This is a genomic window from Mesorhizobium sp. BR1-1-13, assembly GCF_020165515.1.
Classification (GTDB): Bacteria; Pseudomonadota; Alphaproteobacteria; order Rhizobiales; family Rhizobiaceae; genus Mesorhizobium.
The window spans coordinates 24,060-42,417 of sequence record NZ_JAIUIH010000004.1 but is presented as its reverse complement, the minus strand read 5'-3'; the positions used below and the strand labels follow the sequence as shown (position 1 = coordinate 42,417).

The 18,358-nt window shown below is 63.2% G+C and carries 13 protein-coding genes; 9 read left to right on the top strand and 4 right to left on the bottom strand.

What is annotated here, in order from left to right:
• Together topA and LB533_RS10945 are read right to left on the bottom strand one after the other, a co-directional pair.
• Positions 1–2,622, bottom strand: coding sequence for a type I DNA topoisomerase (topA, locus tag LB533_RS10950; protein WP_140638863.1), 2,622 nt, complete (start codon positions 2,620–2,622; stop codon positions 1–3).
• Between the two features lie 345 nt (positions 2,623–2,967).
• The gene (locus LB533_RS10945) at positions 2,968–3,345 is read right to left on the bottom strand and encodes a hypothetical protein (RefSeq protein ID WP_140525400.1); all 378 of its coding nucleotides are present in this window, start codon (positions 3,343–3,345) and stop codon (positions 2,968–2,970) included.
• Between the two features lie 157 nt (positions 3,346–3,502).
• Here LB533_RS10945 and LB533_RS10940 point away from each other — a divergent pair, with 157 nt between their 5' ends.
• From LB533_RS10940 to LB533_RS10925, 4 genes are all read left to right on the top strand, one after another.
• A complete protein-coding gene (locus LB533_RS10940; RefSeq protein WP_140638862.1) occupies positions 3,503–4,249 on the top strand; it encodes a cytochrome c biogenesis CcdA family protein in 747 nt (248 codons plus the stop codon).
• Positions 4,250–4,387: 138 nt separating this feature from the next.
• A complete protein-coding gene (gene glmU / locus LB533_RS10935) occupies positions 4,388–5,746 on the top strand; it encodes a bifunctional UDP-N-acetylglucosamine diphosphorylase/glucosamine-1-phosphate N-acetyltransferase GlmU (protein ID WP_140638861.1) in 1,359 nt (452 codons plus the stop codon).
• A 172-nt stretch (positions 5,747–5,918) separates the two neighbouring features.
• A complete protein-coding gene (gene glmS / locus LB533_RS10930; RefSeq protein ID WP_140638860.1) occupies positions 5,919–7,742 on the top strand; it encodes a glutamine--fructose-6-phosphate transaminase (isomerizing) in 1,824 nt (607 codons plus the stop codon).
• Positions 7,743–7,835: 93 nt separating this feature from the next.
• Positions 7,836–8,588: a DUF502 domain-containing protein gene (locus tag LB533_RS10925; protein ID WP_140638859.1), complete on the top strand. Its 753-nt coding sequence runs from the start codon at positions 7,836–7,838 to the stop codon at positions 8,586–8,588.
• On the opposite strand, the gene recG is transcribed toward LB533_RS10925, so the two are convergent.
• Positions 8,540–10,648 (bottom strand): ATP-dependent DNA helicase RecG, encoded by a 2,109-nt coding sequence (recG, locus tag LB533_RS10920; RefSeq protein ID WP_224677157.1) that lies wholly within the window; start codon positions 10,646–10,648, stop codon positions 8,540–8,542. The genes LB533_RS10925 and recG overlap by 49 nt on opposite strands.
• A 92-nt stretch (positions 10,649–10,740) precedes the next feature.
• Here recG and LB533_RS10915 point away from each other — a divergent pair, with 92 nt between their 5' ends.
• From LB533_RS10915 to LB533_RS10905, 3 genes are all read left to right on the top strand, one after another.
• Entirely contained in the window at positions 10,741–11,028 is a 288-nt protein-coding gene (locus tag LB533_RS10915; protein WP_140638857.1) for a succinate dehydrogenase assembly factor 2, read from the top strand.
• Positions 11,029–11,039: 11 nt separating this feature from the next.
• Positions 11,040–14,537 carry a transcription-repair coupling factor gene (gene mfd / locus LB533_RS10910; protein ID WP_140638856.1) on the top strand — a complete coding sequence of 1,166 codons (3,498 nt, stop codon included), beginning with the start codon at positions 11,040–11,042 and terminating at the stop codon, positions 14,535–14,537.
• Between the two features lie 136 nt (positions 14,538–14,673).
• A complete protein-coding gene (locus tag LB533_RS10905; protein ID WP_140638855.1) occupies positions 14,674–16,047 on the top strand; it encodes a class II 3-deoxy-7-phosphoheptulonate synthase in 1,374 nt (457 codons plus the stop codon).
• 46 nt (positions 16,048–16,093) lie between these two features.
• Here LB533_RS10905 and LB533_RS10900 read toward each other — a convergent pair whose 3' ends face one another.
• Positions 16,094–17,164, bottom strand: coding sequence for a GGDEF domain-containing protein (locus LB533_RS10900; RefSeq protein ID WP_140638854.1), 1,071 nt, complete (start codon positions 17,162–17,164; stop codon positions 16,094–16,096).
• Positions 17,165–17,492: 328 nt separating this feature from the next.
• Here LB533_RS10900 and LB533_RS10895 point away from each other — a divergent pair, with 328 nt between their 5' ends.
• Together LB533_RS10895 and LB533_RS10890 are read left to right on the top strand one after the other, a co-directional pair.
• Positions 17,493–17,912 carry a GFA family protein gene (locus tag LB533_RS10895; RefSeq protein WP_140548150.1) on the top strand — a complete coding sequence of 140 codons (420 nt, stop codon included), beginning with the start codon at positions 17,493–17,495 and terminating at the stop codon, positions 17,910–17,912.
• A gap of 77 nt (positions 17,913–17,989) precedes the next feature.
• Positions 17,990–18,349 carry a diacylglycerol kinase gene (locus LB533_RS10890; RefSeq protein WP_140548152.1) on the top strand — a complete coding sequence of 120 codons (360 nt, stop codon included), beginning with the start codon at positions 17,990–17,992 and terminating at the stop codon, positions 18,347–18,349.
• Positions 18,350–18,358 lie beyond the last annotated feature (9 nt).

Sequence of the window (18,358 nt, the reverse complement as noted above, 5' to 3'; positions counted from 1 at the left end):
CTATCCCTTTTTGTTGGCGGCAGGCTTCTTGGCCGCCGTCTTCTTGGTAGCGGGGGCCTTGGCCGCCGCCGCCTTGCGGAAAGGCTTCTTGCCGCCGCCGCCCTTGGCTTCCTTCTCGGCGATCAGCGCCAGCGCATCCTCCATCGTCACCGATTGCGGATCCTTGCCCTTGGGCAGCGTGGCATTGACCTTGCCGAAATTGACGTAAGGCCCGTACTTGCCGTCGCGCACGACGATCTTGCCGCCGCCGTCGGGATGATCGCCAAGCTCCTTGAGGGCTGCCGCAGTGCCGCCATTACGGCCGCCCTTGCCCTTCAACTGCTTCTCGGCGATCACCGAAACGGCGCGGTTGAGCCCGATCGAGAACACATCCTCGATGCTGTCGAGATTGGCGTAGGTACCGTCATGCAGCACGAAAGGCCCGTAGCGGCCAAGCCCGGCCGAGATCATCTTGCCGGTTTCCGGATGCTTGCCGACATCGCGCGGCAGGGAAAGCAGGGCAAGCGCCTTCTCATGGTCGATCGAATCAGGCGTCCAGCCCTTGGGCAAGCTGGAACGCTTGGCTTCCTTGCCGTCGCCGCGCTGGATGTAGGGACCGAAGCGGCCGCTGCGCAGCGTGATCTCCTCAGCCGTGTAGGGATCCTTGCCGAGCACTTTGGTGCCGTCTTCGCCGCCGCCATTCTCGCCATTGGGGTTGGCGGCGTCGCCAAGCTGGCGGGTGAAGGAGCATTCGGGATAGTTCGAACAGCCGACGAAGGCGCCGAACTTGCCGAGCTTGAGCGACAAATTGCCGGTGCCGCATTTGGGGCAGATGCGCGGATTGGAGCCGTCCTCCCGGGCAGGGAAGACCAGCGGCGCCAGTTCCTCGTTCAGCGCATCGAGCACGTCGGTGACGCGCAGTTCCTTGATGTCGGCGACGGCGCCGGAAAAATCATTCCAGAAATCGCGCAGGACGTCCTTCCAGGCGAGCTTGCCGTCGGAGATCTCGTCGAGCTTTTCCTCGAGCGATGCGGTGAAATCGTATTCGACATAACGCTCGAAGAAGCTTTCCAGGAAGGCGGACAGCAGCCGGCCCTTTGCCTGCGGCACAAGCCGGCGCTTGTCGATGGTGACATAATCGCGGTCCTCGAGCGTCTTCAGGATCGCCGTGTAGGTCGACGGCCGGCCGATGCCGAGCTCCTCCAGCTTCTTGATCAGCGAAGCTTCGGAATAGCGCGGCGGCGGTTCGGTCGTGTGCTGGGTGGCGTTGATCGCCTGGCGGGCAAGCTGCTCGCCGGCGCGGATTTCGGGCAGGCGGCGGTTTTCCTCGTCCTCGGAATCATCGTCCTTCTGGTCGGTATAGGCGGCGATGAAACCATCGAAGCGCACGACTGAACCGACGGCGCGCAACTCGGCTGTGCGCGTGCCGTTGACCGCCTCGATCTCGACCGTGGTGCGCTCGATCTCGGCCGGCTGCATCTGGCTGGCGATGGCGCGCTTCCAGATCAATTCGTAGAGCCGCATCTGGTCGGCATCGAGATATTGCCTGACCGATGCCGGCGTGCGCATGAAGTCGGTCGGGCGGATCGCTTCGTGCGCTTCCTGGGCATTCTTGGCCTTGGTCGTGTAAAAACGCGGCTTCTCCGGCAGGTATTTCGGGCCGAATTCCTTGGCGATGGCATCGCGTGCGGCGTCGATCGCCTCGGGCGCCATCTGCACGCCGTCGGTTCGCATATAGGTGATCAGGCCGGTGGTCTCGCCGCCGATCTCCATTCCCTCATAGAGGCGCTGCGCCACCTGCATCGTGCGGTTGGCCGAAAAGCCGAGGCCCGAGGAGGCGGCCTGCTGCAATGTCGAGGTGGTGAAGGGCGGGCCTGGATTGCGCTTGGTGGGTTTTGCCTCGACGGACAGCGCCTTGAAGGCCGCGCCCTCGAGCATGGCCTTGATGTCGTCGGCCTGCGCCTTGTTGGCGATGTCGAGCTTTTGCAATTTCTTGCGCTCGAAAGCGGTCAGGCGCGCCTCGAAATTTTCGTTGCGCGGCGTGCCGAGGATGGCAGCGATCTGCCAGTATTCCTCGCGGATGAAGCGTTCGATCTCGGATTCGCGGTCGCAGACCAGCCGCAAGGCGACCGACTGGACGCGGCCGGCGGAACGGGCTCCGGGGAGCTTGCGCCACAGTACCGGCGAGAGCGTGAAGCCGACGAGATAGTCCAGTGCCCGGCGGGCGAGATAGGCGTCGACCAGCGGTGCATCGATCTGGCGTGGATTGGCCATCGCCTCGAGCACCGAGCTCTTGGTGATGGCGTTGAAGACGACGCGGCTGACCGGCTTGTCCTTCAGCGCGCGCTTCTGCCGCAAGACTTCCAGCACGTGCCAGGAAATGGCTTCGCCCTCGCGGTCCGGGTCGGTGGCGAGGATCAGGCCGTCGGCGTCCTTGACCGCCTTGGCGATGTCGGCGAGGCGCTTGCCGGAGGCCGTGTCGACCGCCCAGGACATGGCGAAATCCTCGTCCGGTCGCACCGAGCCGTCCTTGGCCGGCAAATCACGGACATGGCCGAACGAGGCCAGAACCTTGTAGTTCCTGCCGAGGTATTTGTTGATTGTCTTCGCCTTGGCCGGCGATTCGACGACGACGACGTCCATGAGGGCTCATATCAGCTGTGATGCGGCAGAAGAATTCCGCTGCGCGCGACGAAATCTCGGTTCTGTTCGTCGCTCACATGGCCGCGCTTTTGCATCCGGTCAAGGGGAAGCGGCCAAATTGCAAGAGTGCCGACAGCGATACACTCTAAGAGTGTATGGAGAAGATCACATTGTTGAGGGGTAACTGAGACAAATGGCTGGAGCGGTGAGGAGCGGCTCAAATTGGCGCCGATGAGTCGCCGGCGCCCCTATGGATTGGGCCAAATGCCGCGCCAGCGTGTCTGATGCGGGCTGCCAGGCGTTGGAGGCCCGCCCGGCAGCAACGTCGAAGTTAAGGTGGCAGCCTTAGTCGGCCTTTACGATATGCCAGACGCCGCCGACGCCATCGCCCGACACATCGCCGGCCTTCTTGTCCTTGATGAATGTGTAGACGGGCTTGCCGTCATAGGCCCACATCTTGGTGCCGTCGGTGCGGTCGACGACGGTCCATTCATCGTCCGCCTTGGCGCCGGCCTCGGCCTTCAGCGGCGGCCAGTTTGTGGCGCATTTGTCATAGCAGTTGGTCTTGCCTTTCTCGTCCTTGTCATAGGTATAGAGCGTCATGCCGTTGGCATCGGTGTAGATCTTGGTGCCGCCGACCTCGGCCTCCTTCCAGGCCTCTGCTGCGAAAGACGCGGCGGTGCTGAGCAAAAGCGCGGCCAACCCTAGTGTCACGGTTTTCATCGAAATCTCCCTGCTGATCCGAGGATGCGCGGCAATCGCGGCCTCGCTCGATCAACGCGCGGGCACCGATGTTTATTCCCGGGCATGCCAACACAATGGTGATTGGCAGAGGGCCCGGGGCGTCGCTATATCGGCGCCGTAAAGTCGGAGTTCTGGAATGGCACTGGATATAGGCTATGTCAGCGCGGTCGGGGCAGGGGCGATCTCGTTCCTGTCGCCTTGCGTGCTGCCGCTGGTGCCGCCCTATCTCTGCTACATGGCTGGTGTGTCGGTCGACGATTTTCGCGGCAATGCCGGAGCGGCCGCCAAAGCCGGCGCCCGCACCGCGCTGCTTTATTCCTCGATTGCCTTCGTGCTCGGCTTCTCGACCGTGTTCGTCGCGCTGGGCGCCGGCGCCTCGACCATTGGCCGCCTCCTGCGCGTGTGGCAGGAGCCGCTGGCGATGGGCGCCGGCGTGCTGATCATCCTGATGGGCCTGAATTTCCTCGGCATCCTGCGCATTCCGCTTTTGTCGCGCGAGGCGCGTTTCCAGTCACAGGGCAAACCGGCAAGCGCGGTAGCGGCCTATGTCATGGGGCTGGCCTTCGCATTCGGCTGGACGCCGTGCATCGGCCCGGTGCTGGGGCCGATCCTGACGCTGGCCGGCGGCCGCGAGACGGTGGGCGAGGGCGCATTGCTGCTCGCCGCCTATTCGCTCGGGCTGGGCATTCCGTTCCTGATAGCGGCACTGTTTTCCGGCGCCTTCATGCGCTTTCTCGGCAAATTCCGCGTCCATCTCGGCCGCGTGGAGAAGGCGATCGGCGCGTTGCTGGTCGTCGCCGGCGTGTTTTTCCTCACCGGCGGCGTGCAGACCGTATCCTATTGGCTGCTGGAGAATTTTCCGGTGCTGGGTCGCCTGGGGTAAGTAACTCAACAGGCGGTGCGCTTACTGATTAAAAGTCAATTGCTCAGCCATCTCACCGGAATTTAACCGCATTGGTGCAGCATGGCGCCGCTGCTAGCATGATTTGAGTCCCAACGCTTTTCCTATGGTTGTCCTTCCATGAGCCAGAGAACATGCCTGTCCATCATCCTCGCCGCCGGCGAAGGCACGCGCATGAAGAGCGCGCTGCCCAAGGTGCTGCACCAGATCGCCGGGCTGCCGATGGTCGCGCATGTGGTCAAGGCGGCCGAGGCGGCGGGTGCTGGCGACCTAGCGCTGGTGATCGGCCACGGCGCCGAGGAGATGCGCAAGGCGGCGCAGAAATTCGCGCCGAAGGCAGAGGCTTTCGTTCAGGAAAAGCGCCTCGGCACCGCGCATGCTGTGCTTGCCGCGCGCGCCGCGATATCAAAGGGTTACGACGATATTCTCGTCATGTTCGGCGATACGCCGCTGATCGATCCGGGCGCGCTCACGGCGGCGCGCCTGAAGCTGGCGCAAGGTGCTGCCGTCGTCGTCATCGGCTTCCGCACGGCGAACCCCACCGGCTATGGCCGCCTGATCGAAAAAGGTGGCAAGCTCGTCGCCATCCGCGAGGAAAAGGACTGCTCCGACGAGGAGAAGAAGATCACCTTCTGCAATGGCGGGCTGATGGCGATTGCCGGCAGCCAGGCGCTGAAACTGCTCGACGCGGTCGGCAACAAGAACGCCAAGGGCGAGTATTACCTCACCGATATCGTCGAGTTTGCCAGCGAACAAGGCCTTGATGTCGTCGCGACGGAAGCCACGTTCGAGAACGCGCTCGGTATCAACAACCGCGCCGAACTGGCGCAAGCCGAAGGCATTTGGCAGCAGCGCCGTCGCCATGAGGCGATGCTTTCGGGCGTGACGCTGATCGCGCCGGAGACCGTTTTCTTCTCCCACGACACCGAGATCGGCGCCGATACCATTGTCGAGCCGAACGTCTGGTTCGGGCCGGGTGTGAAGATCGCCGGCGGCGCCAGGATTCACGCCTTCAGCCATATCGAGGGCGCCATCGTCGCCGCTCATTGCGATGTCGGCCCCTTCGCGCGGCTGCGACCGGGCGCCGATCTCGGACAAAAAGCCAAGGTCGGCAATTTCTGCGAGGTCAAGCAGGCTGTCATCGAGGAGGGCGCCAAGGTCAACCATCTGACCTATATCGGCGACGCACGAGTGGGCGCCGGGGCCAATATCGGCGCCGGCACGATCACCTGCAATTATGACGGGTATCTGAAGCACTTCACCGATATCGGCGAGGGTGCCTTTGTCGGCTCGAATACCTCGCTGGTGGCGCCGGTCACCATTGGCAAGGGCGGCTACATCGCCTCGGGCAGCGTCATCACCGAGAGCGTGCCCGATGATGCGCTGGCCTTCGGGCGTGCCCGCCAGAAGACGATCCCCGGCAAAGGGAAGGAATTGCGCGAGCGCTTCGCGTCGGCCGCGGTTGCCAAAAAGAGGTAAAACCGGTCTTCAAAAACTGAACGATTGCAGTAACTGGATTGCAAGTGCGCTGTGTCATGATGCATGCGTACGAGACTGTTCCCTACACGGAACGAAACGCAAAGTGACTTTCGCGGGAGCCCGGCAATCCGTAGATAGCGCCGGGTTCTGCAGGGGATTGGGGACTGTCTGCATGTGCGGTATCGTTGGAATTGTCGGCCATTCGCAGGTTGCGCCGCTCATCGTCGATGCGCTGAAGCGGCTTGAATATCGCGGCTACGATTCGGCCGGCGTTGCCACCATAGAGAAGGGGGCGCTTGGCCGCCGCCGCGCCGAAGGCAAGCTGGTCAATCTCGAACGCCGGCTGAAGGACGAGCCGCTCGACGGCACGATCGGCATCGGTCACACCCGCTGGGCCACGCATGGCGTGCCGAACGAGATCAACGCGCATCCGCATTTTTCCGATGGCGTCGCCATCGTCCACAACGGCATCATCGAGAATTTCGCCGAGCTGCGCGACGAACTGATCCGCGACGGCTATTCCTTCTCGTCGCAGACCGACACCGAGGTCGTCGCGCATCTGGTGGCGCGGGAAGTCGCCAAAGGCTTGAAGCCGGTCGATGCCGCGCACAAGGCGCTCAAGCGGCTGGAAGGCGCCTTTGCGCTGGCGATTATGTTCACGGGCGACGAGGACCTCATCGTCGGCGCCCGCAACGGCCCGCCACTGGCGGTCGGCCATGGCGACGGCGAGATGTTCCTGGGCTCCGACGCCATCGCGCTTGCCCCGTTCACCAATTCGATCACTTATCTGGAAGATGGCGACTGGGCGGTGGTGCGCCGCAGCGGCGTCGCCATCTTCGACATCGACGGCAAAAAGGTCGACCGCAAGCGCCAGCAGTCGCTCTCGACCAGCTTCATGGTCGACAAGGGCAATCGCCGCCACTTCATGGAGAAGGAAATCCATGAGCAGCCGGAGGTGATCTCGCACACGCTGGCGCATTATGTTGATTTTGTTTCCGGCGTCTCCAAGCCGCTCGACCTGCCATTCGACTTCGCCACCATCGACCGGCTGGCGATTTCGGCCTGCGGCACTGCTTATCTGGCCGGACTGATCAGCAAATACTGGTTCGAGCGCTACGCGCGGCTGCCGGTCGACATCGATGTCGCCTCCGAATTTCGCTACCGCGAAATGCCGCTGTCGAAGAACGACGCCGCCTTCTTCATCTCGCAGTCGGGCGAGACCGCCGACACGCTGGCCTCGCTGCGCTATTGCCGCAAGGCCGGCATGAAGATCGGCGCCGTCGTCAACGTGCGGGAATCGACCATGGCGCGTGAATCCGACGTGATCCTGCCGACGCTGGCCGGGCCGGAGATCGGCGTCGCCTCGACCAAGGCCTTCACCTGCCAGTTGTCGGTGCTGGCCTCGCTTGCCGTCCGGGCGGGCGTGGCGCGCGGCACGATCTCGCGGGACGAGGAAAAGTCGCTGGTCCGGGCGCTTTCCGAGGCGCCTCGCTATGCCAACCAGGTGCTCAAGCTCGAAGAGCAGATCGAACGGATCGCGCGGGAACTGTCGCGCTACAAGGACGTGCTCTATCTCGGACGCGACACCAATTTCCCGCTCGCCATGGAAGGCGCGCTGAAGCTCAAGGAGATCTCCTACATCCACGCCGAAGGCTATGCGGCGGGCGAGTTGAAGCACGGGCCGATCGCCCTCATCGACGAGAACATGCCGGTCATCGTCATCGCGCCGCATGACCGCATCTTCGAGAAGACCGTGTCCAACATGCAGGAAGTGGCGGCGCGCGGCGGCAAGATCATCCTGATCACCGACGCCAAGGGCGCCGCGCAGGCGAGCGTGAAGACGATGGAGACGATCATCCTTCCGGACGTGCCGGAAATCATCTCGCCGATCATCTACGCGCTGCCGATCCAGATGCTGGCCTATTTCGCCGCCGTGTTCATGGGCACCGATGTCGATCAGCCGCGCAATCTGGCGAAATCGGTGACGGTGGAGTAGGTGTTTTTTTAAACAGGTGCTTTAAAAACTTCGCAGTTCCAAAGCGCCTTCCGGTTCACTAATGTTTGCGCTGCAACTCGCGCCCGGTGAACCATGTCAGATGCTCTCAAGACCTCCGGCATGACCCGGCTGAGGAACTATTTCCTCACGGGCTTCGTCGTCTGCGCGCCGCTTGCGATCACCGCCTATATCGCGTGGTCCTTCATCGGCTGGGTGGATTCCTGGGTCAAACCCTATATTCCGGCACGCTATAGTCCCGATACCTACCTGCCATTCCCGGTTCCGGGGTTTGGACTGATCGTGGCGCTCGTCCTGATCACGCTGATCGGGTTCATGACTGCCAATATAGTGGGCCGCGCCATCGTCAATTTCGGCGAGCGCCTGCTTGGCCGCATGCCGCTGGTGCGGGGCATCTATCGCTCGCTGAAGCAGATTTTCGAGACCGTGCTGTCGAACAAAGGCGACGTGTTCCGTCAGGTCGGCTTGGTCGAATATCCGCGCAAGGGGGTCTGGTCGCTGGTGTTCGTGGCCAGCGAAAAGGAAACCGAGATCAACCAGAAGCTCGACCAGGAAGGCGACCCGCTGACTGCTGTCTTCATGCCCTGCACACCCAATCCAACGACGGGTTTCCTGATGTATGTGCCGAAGTCGGACATCGTGCTGCTCGACATGACGATCGAGGATGGCGCCAAGCTGATCGTCTCGGCCGGGCTGGTGGCGCCGGAGGTGAAAACGAAGCTTGTGACGCTGAATGGCGAGCCGATCACGGGCACCCTGGCCAATCCGCCGCTCGGGCCTTATCCCGCCCGCAGGAGCCGCACCGCCTCGTCGCGGCCGAACAAGTAGAGCAGCAGGCGCAGCGCTTCGCCGCGCTCGGTCTGCAGGTCCGGATCCTGTGACAGGATCAGCCTTGCGTCATCGCGCGCCGCCTCGAGCAGGTCCGCATGCGCCTCGATGCGCGCGACCTGGAAGCCCGGCGTACCGGACTGACGGGTGCCAAGCAATTCGCCTTCGCCGCGCAGCTTCAGGTCCTCCTCGGCGATTACGAAGCCATCCTCGGTCTCGCGCATCACCGACAGGCGCCGCTTGGCCGTTTCGCCGAGCGGATCCTTGTAGAGCAATACGCATGACGAAGGCTTGTCGCCGCGCCCGACGCGGCCGCGCAACTGGTGCAACTGGGCGAGGCCGAAACGTTCGGCGTGTTCGATGACCATGATGGTCGCGTCCGGCACGTCGACGCCGACCTCGATGACGGTCGTGGCAATCAGGATACGTGTCTCGCCCTGCTTGAAGGCGCGCATCGCTTCGTCCTTCTCGGCGCCCTTCATGCGGCCGTGGACAAGGCCGATCCGGTCGCCGAACAGCGGCTTCAATAAAGCAAAGCGGTCCTCGGCCGACATCAGCTTTATCTCTTCGGATTCTTCCACAAGCGGGCATATCCAGTAGATTTTCTGGCCGCCGGCCACGGCTTCCACCATGCGATCGACGAGTTCGTCCAGCCGCTCAAGCGGCAGCGTGACGGTGCGGATCGGCTGGCGGCCGACCGGCTTTTCCGTCAGCTTGGAGACGTCCATATCGCCGAAGGCGGTCAGCACCAGCGTGCGCGGAATGGGGGTTGCCGTCATCACCAGCATGTCTGGCGCGTCGCCCTTGGCGGTGATGGCAAGCCGCTGGTGAACGCCGAAGCGATGCTGCTCGTCCACGACGGCGAGGACGAGGTCGTGGAACGCCACCGCTTCCTGGAACAGCGCGTGGGTGCCGATGACGATGTCGATCTCGCCGCCTGCCAGTCCCGCCAGCGTTTCGGCGCGTTCGCGGCCCTTTTCGCGACCGGTGAGGATGGCCGTGCGCATGCCTGCCTGTTCCGCCAAAGGGGCGATCGTCGCCAGATGCTGGCGCGCCAGGATTTCGGTCGGCGCCATCAGGGCAGCCTGGCCGCCAGCCTCGACGGCCCGCGCCATGGCCAGCAGCGCGACGACCGTCTTGCCGGAGCCGACGTCGCCTTGCAGGAGGCGCAGCATGCGCTCGGGGTCGGCGAGGTCTGCATTGATTTCGGCGAGCGCGAATTCCTGGGACGCGGTCAACGAATAGGGCAGGGCCGCGCGCAGCTTCTCGACAACCTGGCCGTCGCCGGTGAGTGGCCGGCCGGACAGCCTGCGGACCTTCGACCGGACCAGGGCCAGCGAGACCTGGCCCGCCAGCAACTCGTCATAGGCGAGGCGCCGCCACGCGGCGCCTTCGATGGCGACATCGATCGGGTCCGTGGGATGATGGATGCGGGCCAGCGCGTCACCGAAAGACGGGAAGCTCTGGCGGCGCATGAAAGCTCCATCCTGCCACTCGGGCAGCTCCGGCAGACGGCCGAGCGCCTGGCCGATGGCGCGGCGCAGCACCTTGCCGGACAGTCCTGCCGTGAGGGGATAGACAGGCTCGACCAGCGGCAGGTTTTCGGCGTCGCTGGCCAAGGCAATATGATCCGGATGGACCATGGTCGGGCGCCCGTTGAACCATTCCATGCGGCCGGAAACCACGACATGCTCGCCCACCGGCATCGATTTTTCCAGATACGCAGCGTGGGCGTGGAAGAAGGTCAGCGCCACTTCGCCGGTATCGTCATGCGCGTAGACCCGGTAAGGCACCGACCTGTTGCCGCGCGGCGGCGGCTGGTGGCGGTCGATGCGCACGTCGAGCGTTACGATGGCGCCTTCGGCCGAGCCGGCAATGCCCGGCCGGTTGCGGCGGTCGATGACGGTATGCGGCAGCACGAACAGGAGATCGCCGGCGCGCGCCGCGCGGTCGCCGAGATCGGCCGCGACGACCTTTTCGATCAGCGCGCCGACCTTCGGCCCGACACCTGCAAGCGACGTGATCGGGACGAAAAGCGGGTCGAGGATGGAACGACGCATGATGTCAGCTTATGTCGCGACGGCTGCAGCGCAAGGCTGACAGCCCCTTCTATCCACGCTATATGCGCCGCAGCAAGTGAGGATGCGGCACAATGACAGGAACGAAACGATCAAGCGAGGGGCTCGATGCCCGCCGCCGCAAGCTCTTGTTCCGCTCCTGGCACCGTGGCATGCGCGAGATGGACCTTATCCTCGGCACTTTCGCCGATGCCGAGATCGGCGCCTTGACCGGCGACGAAATCGACCAATATGAGAAGCTTCTCGATATTCCCGACACCGAATTCCTGCCCTTGATCACCGGCGAACGTTCTGTTCCCGCCGACATCGATTGTGCGGTCCTGCAAAAAATCATGGCTTCGCGCCGGACAATGACCTTTTGAAGAACGTTTCCATGAGCCTCATTCCCACCATCGGCTTGCCGAAAGGCCGCGCCGGCCAGTTCATCGTCGACGGCGTCGCCGACGGCTATGAAGCCTTCGCGCTGGTGCAGGCGGCGCGCGAAATCGCGCCCGACAAGCCCGTGCTGTTCGTGGCGCGCGACGGGCAGCGCCTGCCGGCAATCACAGAGGCGCTGGCCTTTGCCGCGCCCGGCCTGCCGGTGCTGGAACTGCCCGCTTGGGACTGCCTGCCCTATGACCGCGTCTCGCCCGGCTCGGATGCGGCCGCCCGGCGGCTCGACGCGCTCGCCGCCATGATCGCGCTGGCGAGGAAGCCGCATCGCGCCGTCATTCTCACCACCGCCAATGCGCTGCTCCAGCGCATTCCGCCCGCGGATCTCATCGAGGCGCAGACCTTTCACGCCAAACCTGGCAACCAGATCGATATGAACGGGCTGGTGTCGCGGCTGGAGACATCGGGCTTCGAGCGGGTGCCAACGGTGCGCGGCATCGGCGAGTTCGCCGTACGCGGCGGCATCCTTGACCTTTTCGCACCCGGCTGGACCGAGGCGCTGAGGCTCGATTTTTTTGGCGATACGCTGGAATCGATCCGCGTCTTCGATGTGGCCACGCAGCGCACCACCGGGCAGCGCAAGTCCATGGCGCTGCAGGCGATGAGCGAGGTGGCGCTGACGCCCGAGACGATCAGCCGCTTCCGCCGCGCCTATATCGAAGCGTTCGGGGCGCCGTCGCGTGACGATGGGCTTTACGCCGCGGTTAGCGAAGGCCGGCGCTTCGCGGGCATGGAACACTGGCTGCCATTCTTCTATGAGCGGCTGGAGACCGTGTTCGACTATCTGCCGGACACGCCCGTCGTTTTCGACCATCTGGCGCATGAAGCGCTTGCCGAACGCCACACGCTGATCCTCGACCATTACGAGGCGCGCAAGAAGCAGACCGAAGGTGCGCTGAAGGACGCGGTGCCCTACAAGCCGGTGGCGCCGGACCTGCTTTACCTTTCGCCGGAAAATCTCGTCGCTTCGCTCGGACCGCGCGAAGCGATCGACTTCACGGCCTTCGACGCTCCCGATGCGGGCGCCAAAAAGGTCTTCCATGCCGGCTCGCGCCATGGCCGCAGCTTCGCGGAAGAGCGCGCCGACCCGAACGTCAATGTCTTCGACGTCGTGGTGAAGCACATCGCCGACGAACGTGCGGCACGCCGCCGCGTCATTGTCGCCGGCTGGACCGAGGGCTCGCTCGACCGGCTCGGCCAAATTCTCGCCGAACATCGTCTGGGCAATCTTGCGCCGGTGGCGACCTTGGCGGAGGCGGAGAAACTCGAGCCGGGGCAGGCGGCATTGGCCGTGCTGCCGCTGGAATCCGGTTTCGAGACCGAAAGACTGGTCGTCGTCGCCGAACAGGACATTTTGGGCGATCGGCTGATCCGGCGCTCCAAGCGCAAGAAGCGCGCGTCCGACTTCATTGCCGAAGCCTCGGCCCTGTCGGCTGGCGACATCGTCGTCCATGCCGACCACGGCATTGGCCGCTTCATCGGCCTGCGCACAATCGAAGCCGTCGGGGCGCCGCATGATTGCCTGGAAATCCACTATGCCGGCGACGACCGGCTGTTCCTGCCGGTGGAAAACATCGAGCTCCTGTCGCGCTACGGCTCCGATACAGCCGAGGCGACACTCGACAAGCTCGGCGGTGGCGCCTGGCAATCGCGCAAGGCGCGGCTGAAGAAACGCCTGCTCGACATGGCCGGGCAGTTGATCCGCATCGCCGCCGAACGGCAGATGCGCGCTGCACCTCCGCTGGTGCCGGCGGAAGGCCTCTACGGCGAGTTCGCCGCGCGCTTCCCCTATGAGGAGACCGATGACCAGCAGACGGCGATCGATTCCGTCAGGGACGATCTGGCGGCCGGCAAGCCGATGGACCGGCTGATCTGCGGCGATGTCGGCTTCGGCAAGACGGAAGTGGCGCTGCGCGCTGCCTTCATTGCGGCGATGGAAGGGTTCCAGGTCGCGGTGGTGGTGCCGACAACGCTGTTGTCGCGCCAGCATTTCAAGACCTTCTCGCAGCGCTTTTCCGGCCTGCCGATCCGCGTCGCCCAGGCATCGCGGCTGGTCGGCGCAAAGGACTTGGCAGAGACCAAGAAGGGGATCGCCGAAGGGACGGTGGATATCGTGGTCGGCACCCACGCACTGCTCGGCAGTGCGATCTCGTTCAAGAATCTCGGCCTCCTGATCATCGATGAAGAGCAGCATTTTGGCGTCAAGCACAAGGAGCGGCTGAAGGACCTGAAGACCGACGTCCACGTGCTGACGCTGTCGGCGACGCCTATCCCGCGCACGCTGCAACTGGCATTGACCGGCGTGCGCGAACTGTCGCTGATCGCCACGCCGCCGGTCGACCGCATGGCGGTGCGCACCTTCATCTCGCCCTTCGATCCGCTGGTCATTCGCGAGACGTTATTGCGCGAGCGTTATCGCGGCGGCCATTCCTTCTATGTCGTGCCGCGCATCAGCGATCTGGCGGAAATCCATGATTTCCTGAACCAATCCGTGCCGGAACTGAAGGTGGCAGTGGCCCATGGCCAGATGCCGCCGGGCGAGCTCGACGACATCATGAACGCCTTCTACGACGGCCAGTACGACGTTCTCTTGTCGACCACCATCGTCGAATCGGGCCTCGACATCCCGACCGCCAACACGCTGATCGTCCATCGCGCCGACATGTTCGGCCTGTCGCAGCTCTATCAGTTGCGCGGCCGTGTCGGGCGCTCGAAAGTGCGCGCCTATGCACTGTTCACGCTGCCGGCCAACCGCAAGCTGACCGACACCGCCGAACGCCGGCTGAAGGTGCTGCAGTCGCTCGATACGCTGGGCGCCGGCTTCCAGCTTGCCAGCCACGACCTCGATATCAGAGGCGCAGGCAATCTGCTCGGCGAAGAGCAGTCCGGCCACATCAAGGAGGTCGGGTTCGAACTCTACCAGCAGATGCTGGAGGAGGCGGTCGCGGAGGTGAAGGATTCCGGCGAGGTGCCGGATGGCGGCTGGTCGCCGCAGATCGCCGTGGGCACGGCGGTGATGATCCCGGAGAGCTATGTGCCGGACCTGCAGCTCAGGCTGGCGCTCTATCGGCGTCTCGGCGACCTCGAGACCACCGAGGAAATCGATGCTTTCGGCGCCGAGCTGATCGACCGTTTCGGCCCGCTGCCGGAGGAGGTGAAGCATCTCCTCAAGATCGTCTTCATCAAGGCGCTCTGCCGCAAGGCCAATGTCGAGAAGCTTGATGCGGGGCCGAAGGGCGTGGTCATCCATTTCCGCAAGCGCGAATTTCCGAACCCGGTCGGGCTGGTCAAGTTCATCGGCGAGCAGGGTTCGCTGGCCAAGATCCGGCCGGACCAAAGCGTCGTCTTCACCCGCGACTGGCCAACGGCGGAAAAGCGTTTGGCAGGCTCGGCTGTCGTCATGACGCAACTGGCGCGGCTGGTGGAGAAGGCGGCGTAGCCAGCCCGGCCCATTCGCCAGCGCTGAAATTCCGGTCTAGAATAGGAAATCGGCTTCGTGTATGGAGCCGCCACCCCACATGGGGGCTGGAAATGGCGGGCGAGGGTGCTCGCCGGAAAGAGCGTTGGGTGCAGCGATGACGAAATGGTCGCCAAATTCGTGGAGGGCAAAGCCGATCAAGCAGGTGCCTGCTTATCCCGATCTTGCCGCGCTGAGGAACACGGAGGCCCAGCTCGCCACCTTTCCGCCGCTGGTTTTTGCCGGTGAAGCGCGCAAGCTGAAGAAGCAGCTGGCCAGCGTCGCTGCCGGCGAGGCATTCCTGCTCCAAGGCGGCGATTGCGCCGAAAGCTTTGCCGAACATGGCGCGGACAATATCCGCGACTTCTTCCGCGTCTTCCTGCAAATGTCTGTGGTGCTGACCTTCGCCGGTGCGCAGCCGGTGGTGAAGATCGGCCGCGTTGCGGGCCAGTTCGCCAAACCGCGCTCGTCCGACAACGAGACCAAGGGGGAGGTGACGCTGCCGAGCTATCGCGGCGACATCATCAACGGCATCGAATTCGACGCCAAGTCGCGCATTCCCGATCCTGCCCGCCAGGAGATGGCGTACCGCCAGTCGGCGGCAACGCTCAACCTTCTGCGCGCCTTCGCACAAGGCGGCTACGCCAGCCTGGAGAATGTGCATCGCTGGATGCTCGGCTTCGTCTCCGACAGCCCGCAAGGCGAGAAATACGAGTCGCTCGCCAATCGCATCACCGAGACGATGGATTTCATGCGCGCGGTCGGCATCACCTCCGAAACCAATTTCGCGCTGCGCGAGACCGATTTCTATACCAGCCATGAGGCGCTGCTGCTCGGCTATGAGGAGGCGCTGACGCGTGTCGATTCCACCTCGGGCGACTGGTACGCGACGTCTGGCCACATGATCTGGATCGGCGACCGCACCCGCCAGCCGGACCATGCGCATGTCGAATATTGCCGCGGCATCAAGAACCCGCTCGGCCTGAAATGCGGCCCATCGCTGACGCCTGACGGCTTGCTGGAACTGATCGATCTGCTCAACCCCGAGAACGAGCCGGGCAGGCTGACGCTGATCGCCCGCTTCGGCTCCGACAAGGTCGCCGACCATCTGCCGAAGCTGGTGCGGGCCGTGCAGAAGGAGGGCCGCAGCGTCGTCTGGTCGTCCGACCCGATGCATGGCAACACGATCGAGGCGGCCGGCTACAAGACGCGGCCGTTCGACCGCATCCTGAAGGAGGTGCAGACTTTCTTCGAGGTGCACCGCGCCGAAGGCACGCATCCGGGCGGCATCCATGTCGAGATGACCGGCAAGAACGTGACGGAATGCACCGGTGGGGCCCGCGCCATCACGGCCGAGGAGTTGCAAGACCGCTACCACACCCATTGCGATCCGCGTCTCAATGCCGACCAGGCCATCGAACTGGCGTTCCTGGTGTCGGACCTGCTCAAGAAAAGCCACCCGGTGCAACACAAGCAGGTCGCCAACGGCTGAACCTCGTCCAAAGCAGTTCACAGGAAAAGCGCTTCCTGCCGAAAAATCAGTCTTGCTTGTAGAGCAGCCAGCTCTTGCCGGCGCGGCCCGCCATTGTCGAATGCCTGGTCACGCGGTTACGTCCGCTGACCTTTGAGCGGTAAAGCGCCCGGTCTGCCTTGCTGTAGAGGTCTTCAGGGCCCTCGGCTTCGGATGCCATGCAGATGCCCATCGAGACGGTGACGGTGCCGTAGTTCATGCCGGTCTGGCTGCTGGTGAAAGGCGACTGTTCGATCAGCGCGCGAAGGCGTTCGGCGATTTCGTAGGTGGCGTCCTCGCTTGCGCCCTCGACGATCAGCGCGAATTCCTCGCCGCCGGTGCGGGCGACGAACATGTCGGCGCGAATGCTGGACTGGAATATATCGGCGATGATCTGAAGGATCTTGTCGCCGACAGGATGGCCGTACCTGTCGTTGATGTCCTTGAACCGATCGATGTCGGCGAGGATCAATGCGTTGAACAGGATGCCTTTGTTGCTGTTGTAGATCCTGGTGATTTCCTTGTCGAAGGCGCGACGGTTCCAGATTTGCGTCAGGGGATCGGTGTCGGCCAGGCGCTTATATTCCTCGAGCTTCGACTTGACGCTTTCCAGTTCCGCGGTCTTGTCGCTGAGCGTCGAGGCAACCTGCCGGCCATGATCGATCGTCGAATTGGTGGCGACCGCCATGGCGTTGACGATCTTCTGCAGAACATCCGGCGACAGCAGGCTGTTTCTGCCGAGTCCGCTCGACGTTTCGTTGAGGATCCTACCATATTTCTCGATGTGGCTGCGCTCGCTCCTCAGCAGCGAAGCGATGTCCTCGAGCTCGTTGGCGATGACTTCCCTGGCGTGCTCGACGATGCCGGAGCCATGGTTCTGGGCAAAGAAAGCGCGTCCGATTCGGTCGAGGTCGTCCTGCGTCGGTCGGCCGCTCAGCGACACGACGGCAAGGCTGAGCTCGCGATTGGATCCGCTCAAGGCCTCGTAGAAGATCTCGTAATTGCGTGGCAGGCCGAGCACGCCGAGCTGGCGCATTGTGGCGAGGACGGTGCTCGCAATATCGGTGCTTCGTTCGCTCTGGACGGCTGCCGGCTGCATGTTCTGTTCACTCTTCCCCGGGAACACGCTGCGACATTCGCAGGCATCCAATGTCGCCGACCTGGGGGACGCTGGCCATACCAGTCCATCTTGCGAAAAAAAGGCGCGTCCCCACTCACGACTTTCGCTTGTGAGGATCATAAATGCAGCAGCGCTAAAGTTTCCTTAATCCGCTGAATCCGGCCTGTTTTCCGCTGATTCCGGCTGTACAGGCCTTCATCTGTGAACAAACAATTCCCGAGCGCGCCAAATGCATGTCGCATTTTCTTGCGCACAGCCACCGAAAAGCTGGGATCCTGTCAGCAGCGATTTCTTTTGGGATGGTGCGATGAGTGAAAATCATACGGGATCGTGTCTCTGCGGAGCGGTTCGCTTCAGGACGCGAGGGCCGTTGCGCGGCGTCATCTATTGCCATTGCTCGCAATGTCGCAAGCAGAGTGGACATTTCTATGCCGCAACCAATGTCCCGGACGCCAATATCGATATCGACGGCGCCGACAACATCACCTGGTATGAGGCGTCCGCCTTCGCCGGCCGCGGTTTTTGCAAGACATGCGGATCGCTGCTTTTCTGGAAACCACGGGACGACGCCTATGTTTCGGTTCTGGCGGGATCGTTCGATGAACCGACAGGGCTCGAAGGCCAATGCCACATCTTCGTGGGTGACAAGGGCGATTATTATTCGATCGACGACGCGCTGCCTCAATTCGAGAAGTCGACCCCTTCGGTGAAGGTCGCCGACGAATGAATTTTGGGTGAGCCAGCTTATTCCATTGATCGGGCCATTGCTTTATCCCGTGCCGGTGATTCGCAAAGGGGTTTGGCATGCAGCGGCTGATCGACGCTTATTTCAACTCGCTGCGGGCGTTCCGCAAGCTGGCTGCAACTGAAAAAGCCTTCCAGCAGGAGCTGGCGCTGCTCGCCCTTGCCTTTCCGCTCGGCTGGTTCGTTTCGGTGTCGTGGCGCGGCTACGCGCTGCTGATCGGAGCGGTGCTGCTGTTGATCATGGTCGAGGTGCTGAACACGGGCATCGAAGCGGCCTGCGATGCCTTCAGCCGCGAATTCAATGTCGACATTCAGCTGGCCAAAGACTGCGGTTCGCTGGCGGTACTGATCTCCGTGGCGATCGTCGCCGGCGTTTGGGGCATCGCGATCATCGAGCGTATCGTCGGGCTGCCGATCTGAGCTTTCGAC

Coding starts and splice junctions, on each gene's coding strand:
- LB533_RS10940 (WP_140638862.1), top strand. CDS start 3,503: ATGGCACTGGATATAGGCTATGTCAGCGCGGTCGGGGCAGGGGCGATC.
- topA (WP_140638863.1), bottom strand. CDS start 2,622: ATGGACGTCGTCGTCGTCGAATCGCCGGCCAAGGCGAAGACAATCAAC.
- LB533_RS10895 (WP_140548150.1), top strand. CDS start 17,493: ATGAGTGAAAATCATACGGGATCGTGTCTCTGCGGAGCGGTTCGCTTC.
- LB533_RS10890 (WP_140548152.1), top strand. CDS start 17,990: ATGCAGCGGCTGATCGACGCTTATTTCAACTCGCTGCGGGCGTTCCGC.
- LB533_RS10900 (WP_140638854.1), bottom strand. CDS start 17,164: ATGCAGCCGGCAGCCGTCCAGAGCGAACGAAGCACCGATATTGCGAGC.
- mfd (WP_140638856.1), top strand. CDS start 11,040: ATGAGCCTCATTCCCACCATCGGCTTGCCGAAAGGCCGCGCCGGCCAG.
- glmU (WP_140638861.1), top strand. CDS start 4,388: ATGAGCCAGAGAACATGCCTGTCCATCATCCTCGCCGCCGGCGAAGGC.
- LB533_RS10945 (WP_140525400.1), bottom strand. CDS start 3,345: ATGAAAACCGTGACACTAGGGTTGGCCGCGCTTTTGCTCAGCACCGCC.
- LB533_RS10915 (WP_140638857.1), top strand. CDS start 10,741: ATGACAGGAACGAAACGATCAAGCGAGGGGCTCGATGCCCGCCGCCGC.
- glmS (WP_140638860.1), top strand. CDS start 5,919: ATGTGCGGTATCGTTGGAATTGTCGGCCATTCGCAGGTTGCGCCGCTC.
- LB533_RS10925 (WP_140638859.1), top strand. CDS start 7,836: ATGTCAGATGCTCTCAAGACCTCCGGCATGACCCGGCTGAGGAACTAT.
- recG (WP_224677157.1), bottom strand. CDS start 10,648: ATGCGTCGTTCCATCCTCGACCCGCTTTTCGTCCCGATCACGTCGCTT.
- LB533_RS10905 (WP_140638855.1), top strand. CDS start 14,674: ATGACGAAATGGTCGCCAAATTCGTGGAGGGCAAAGCCGATCAAGCAG.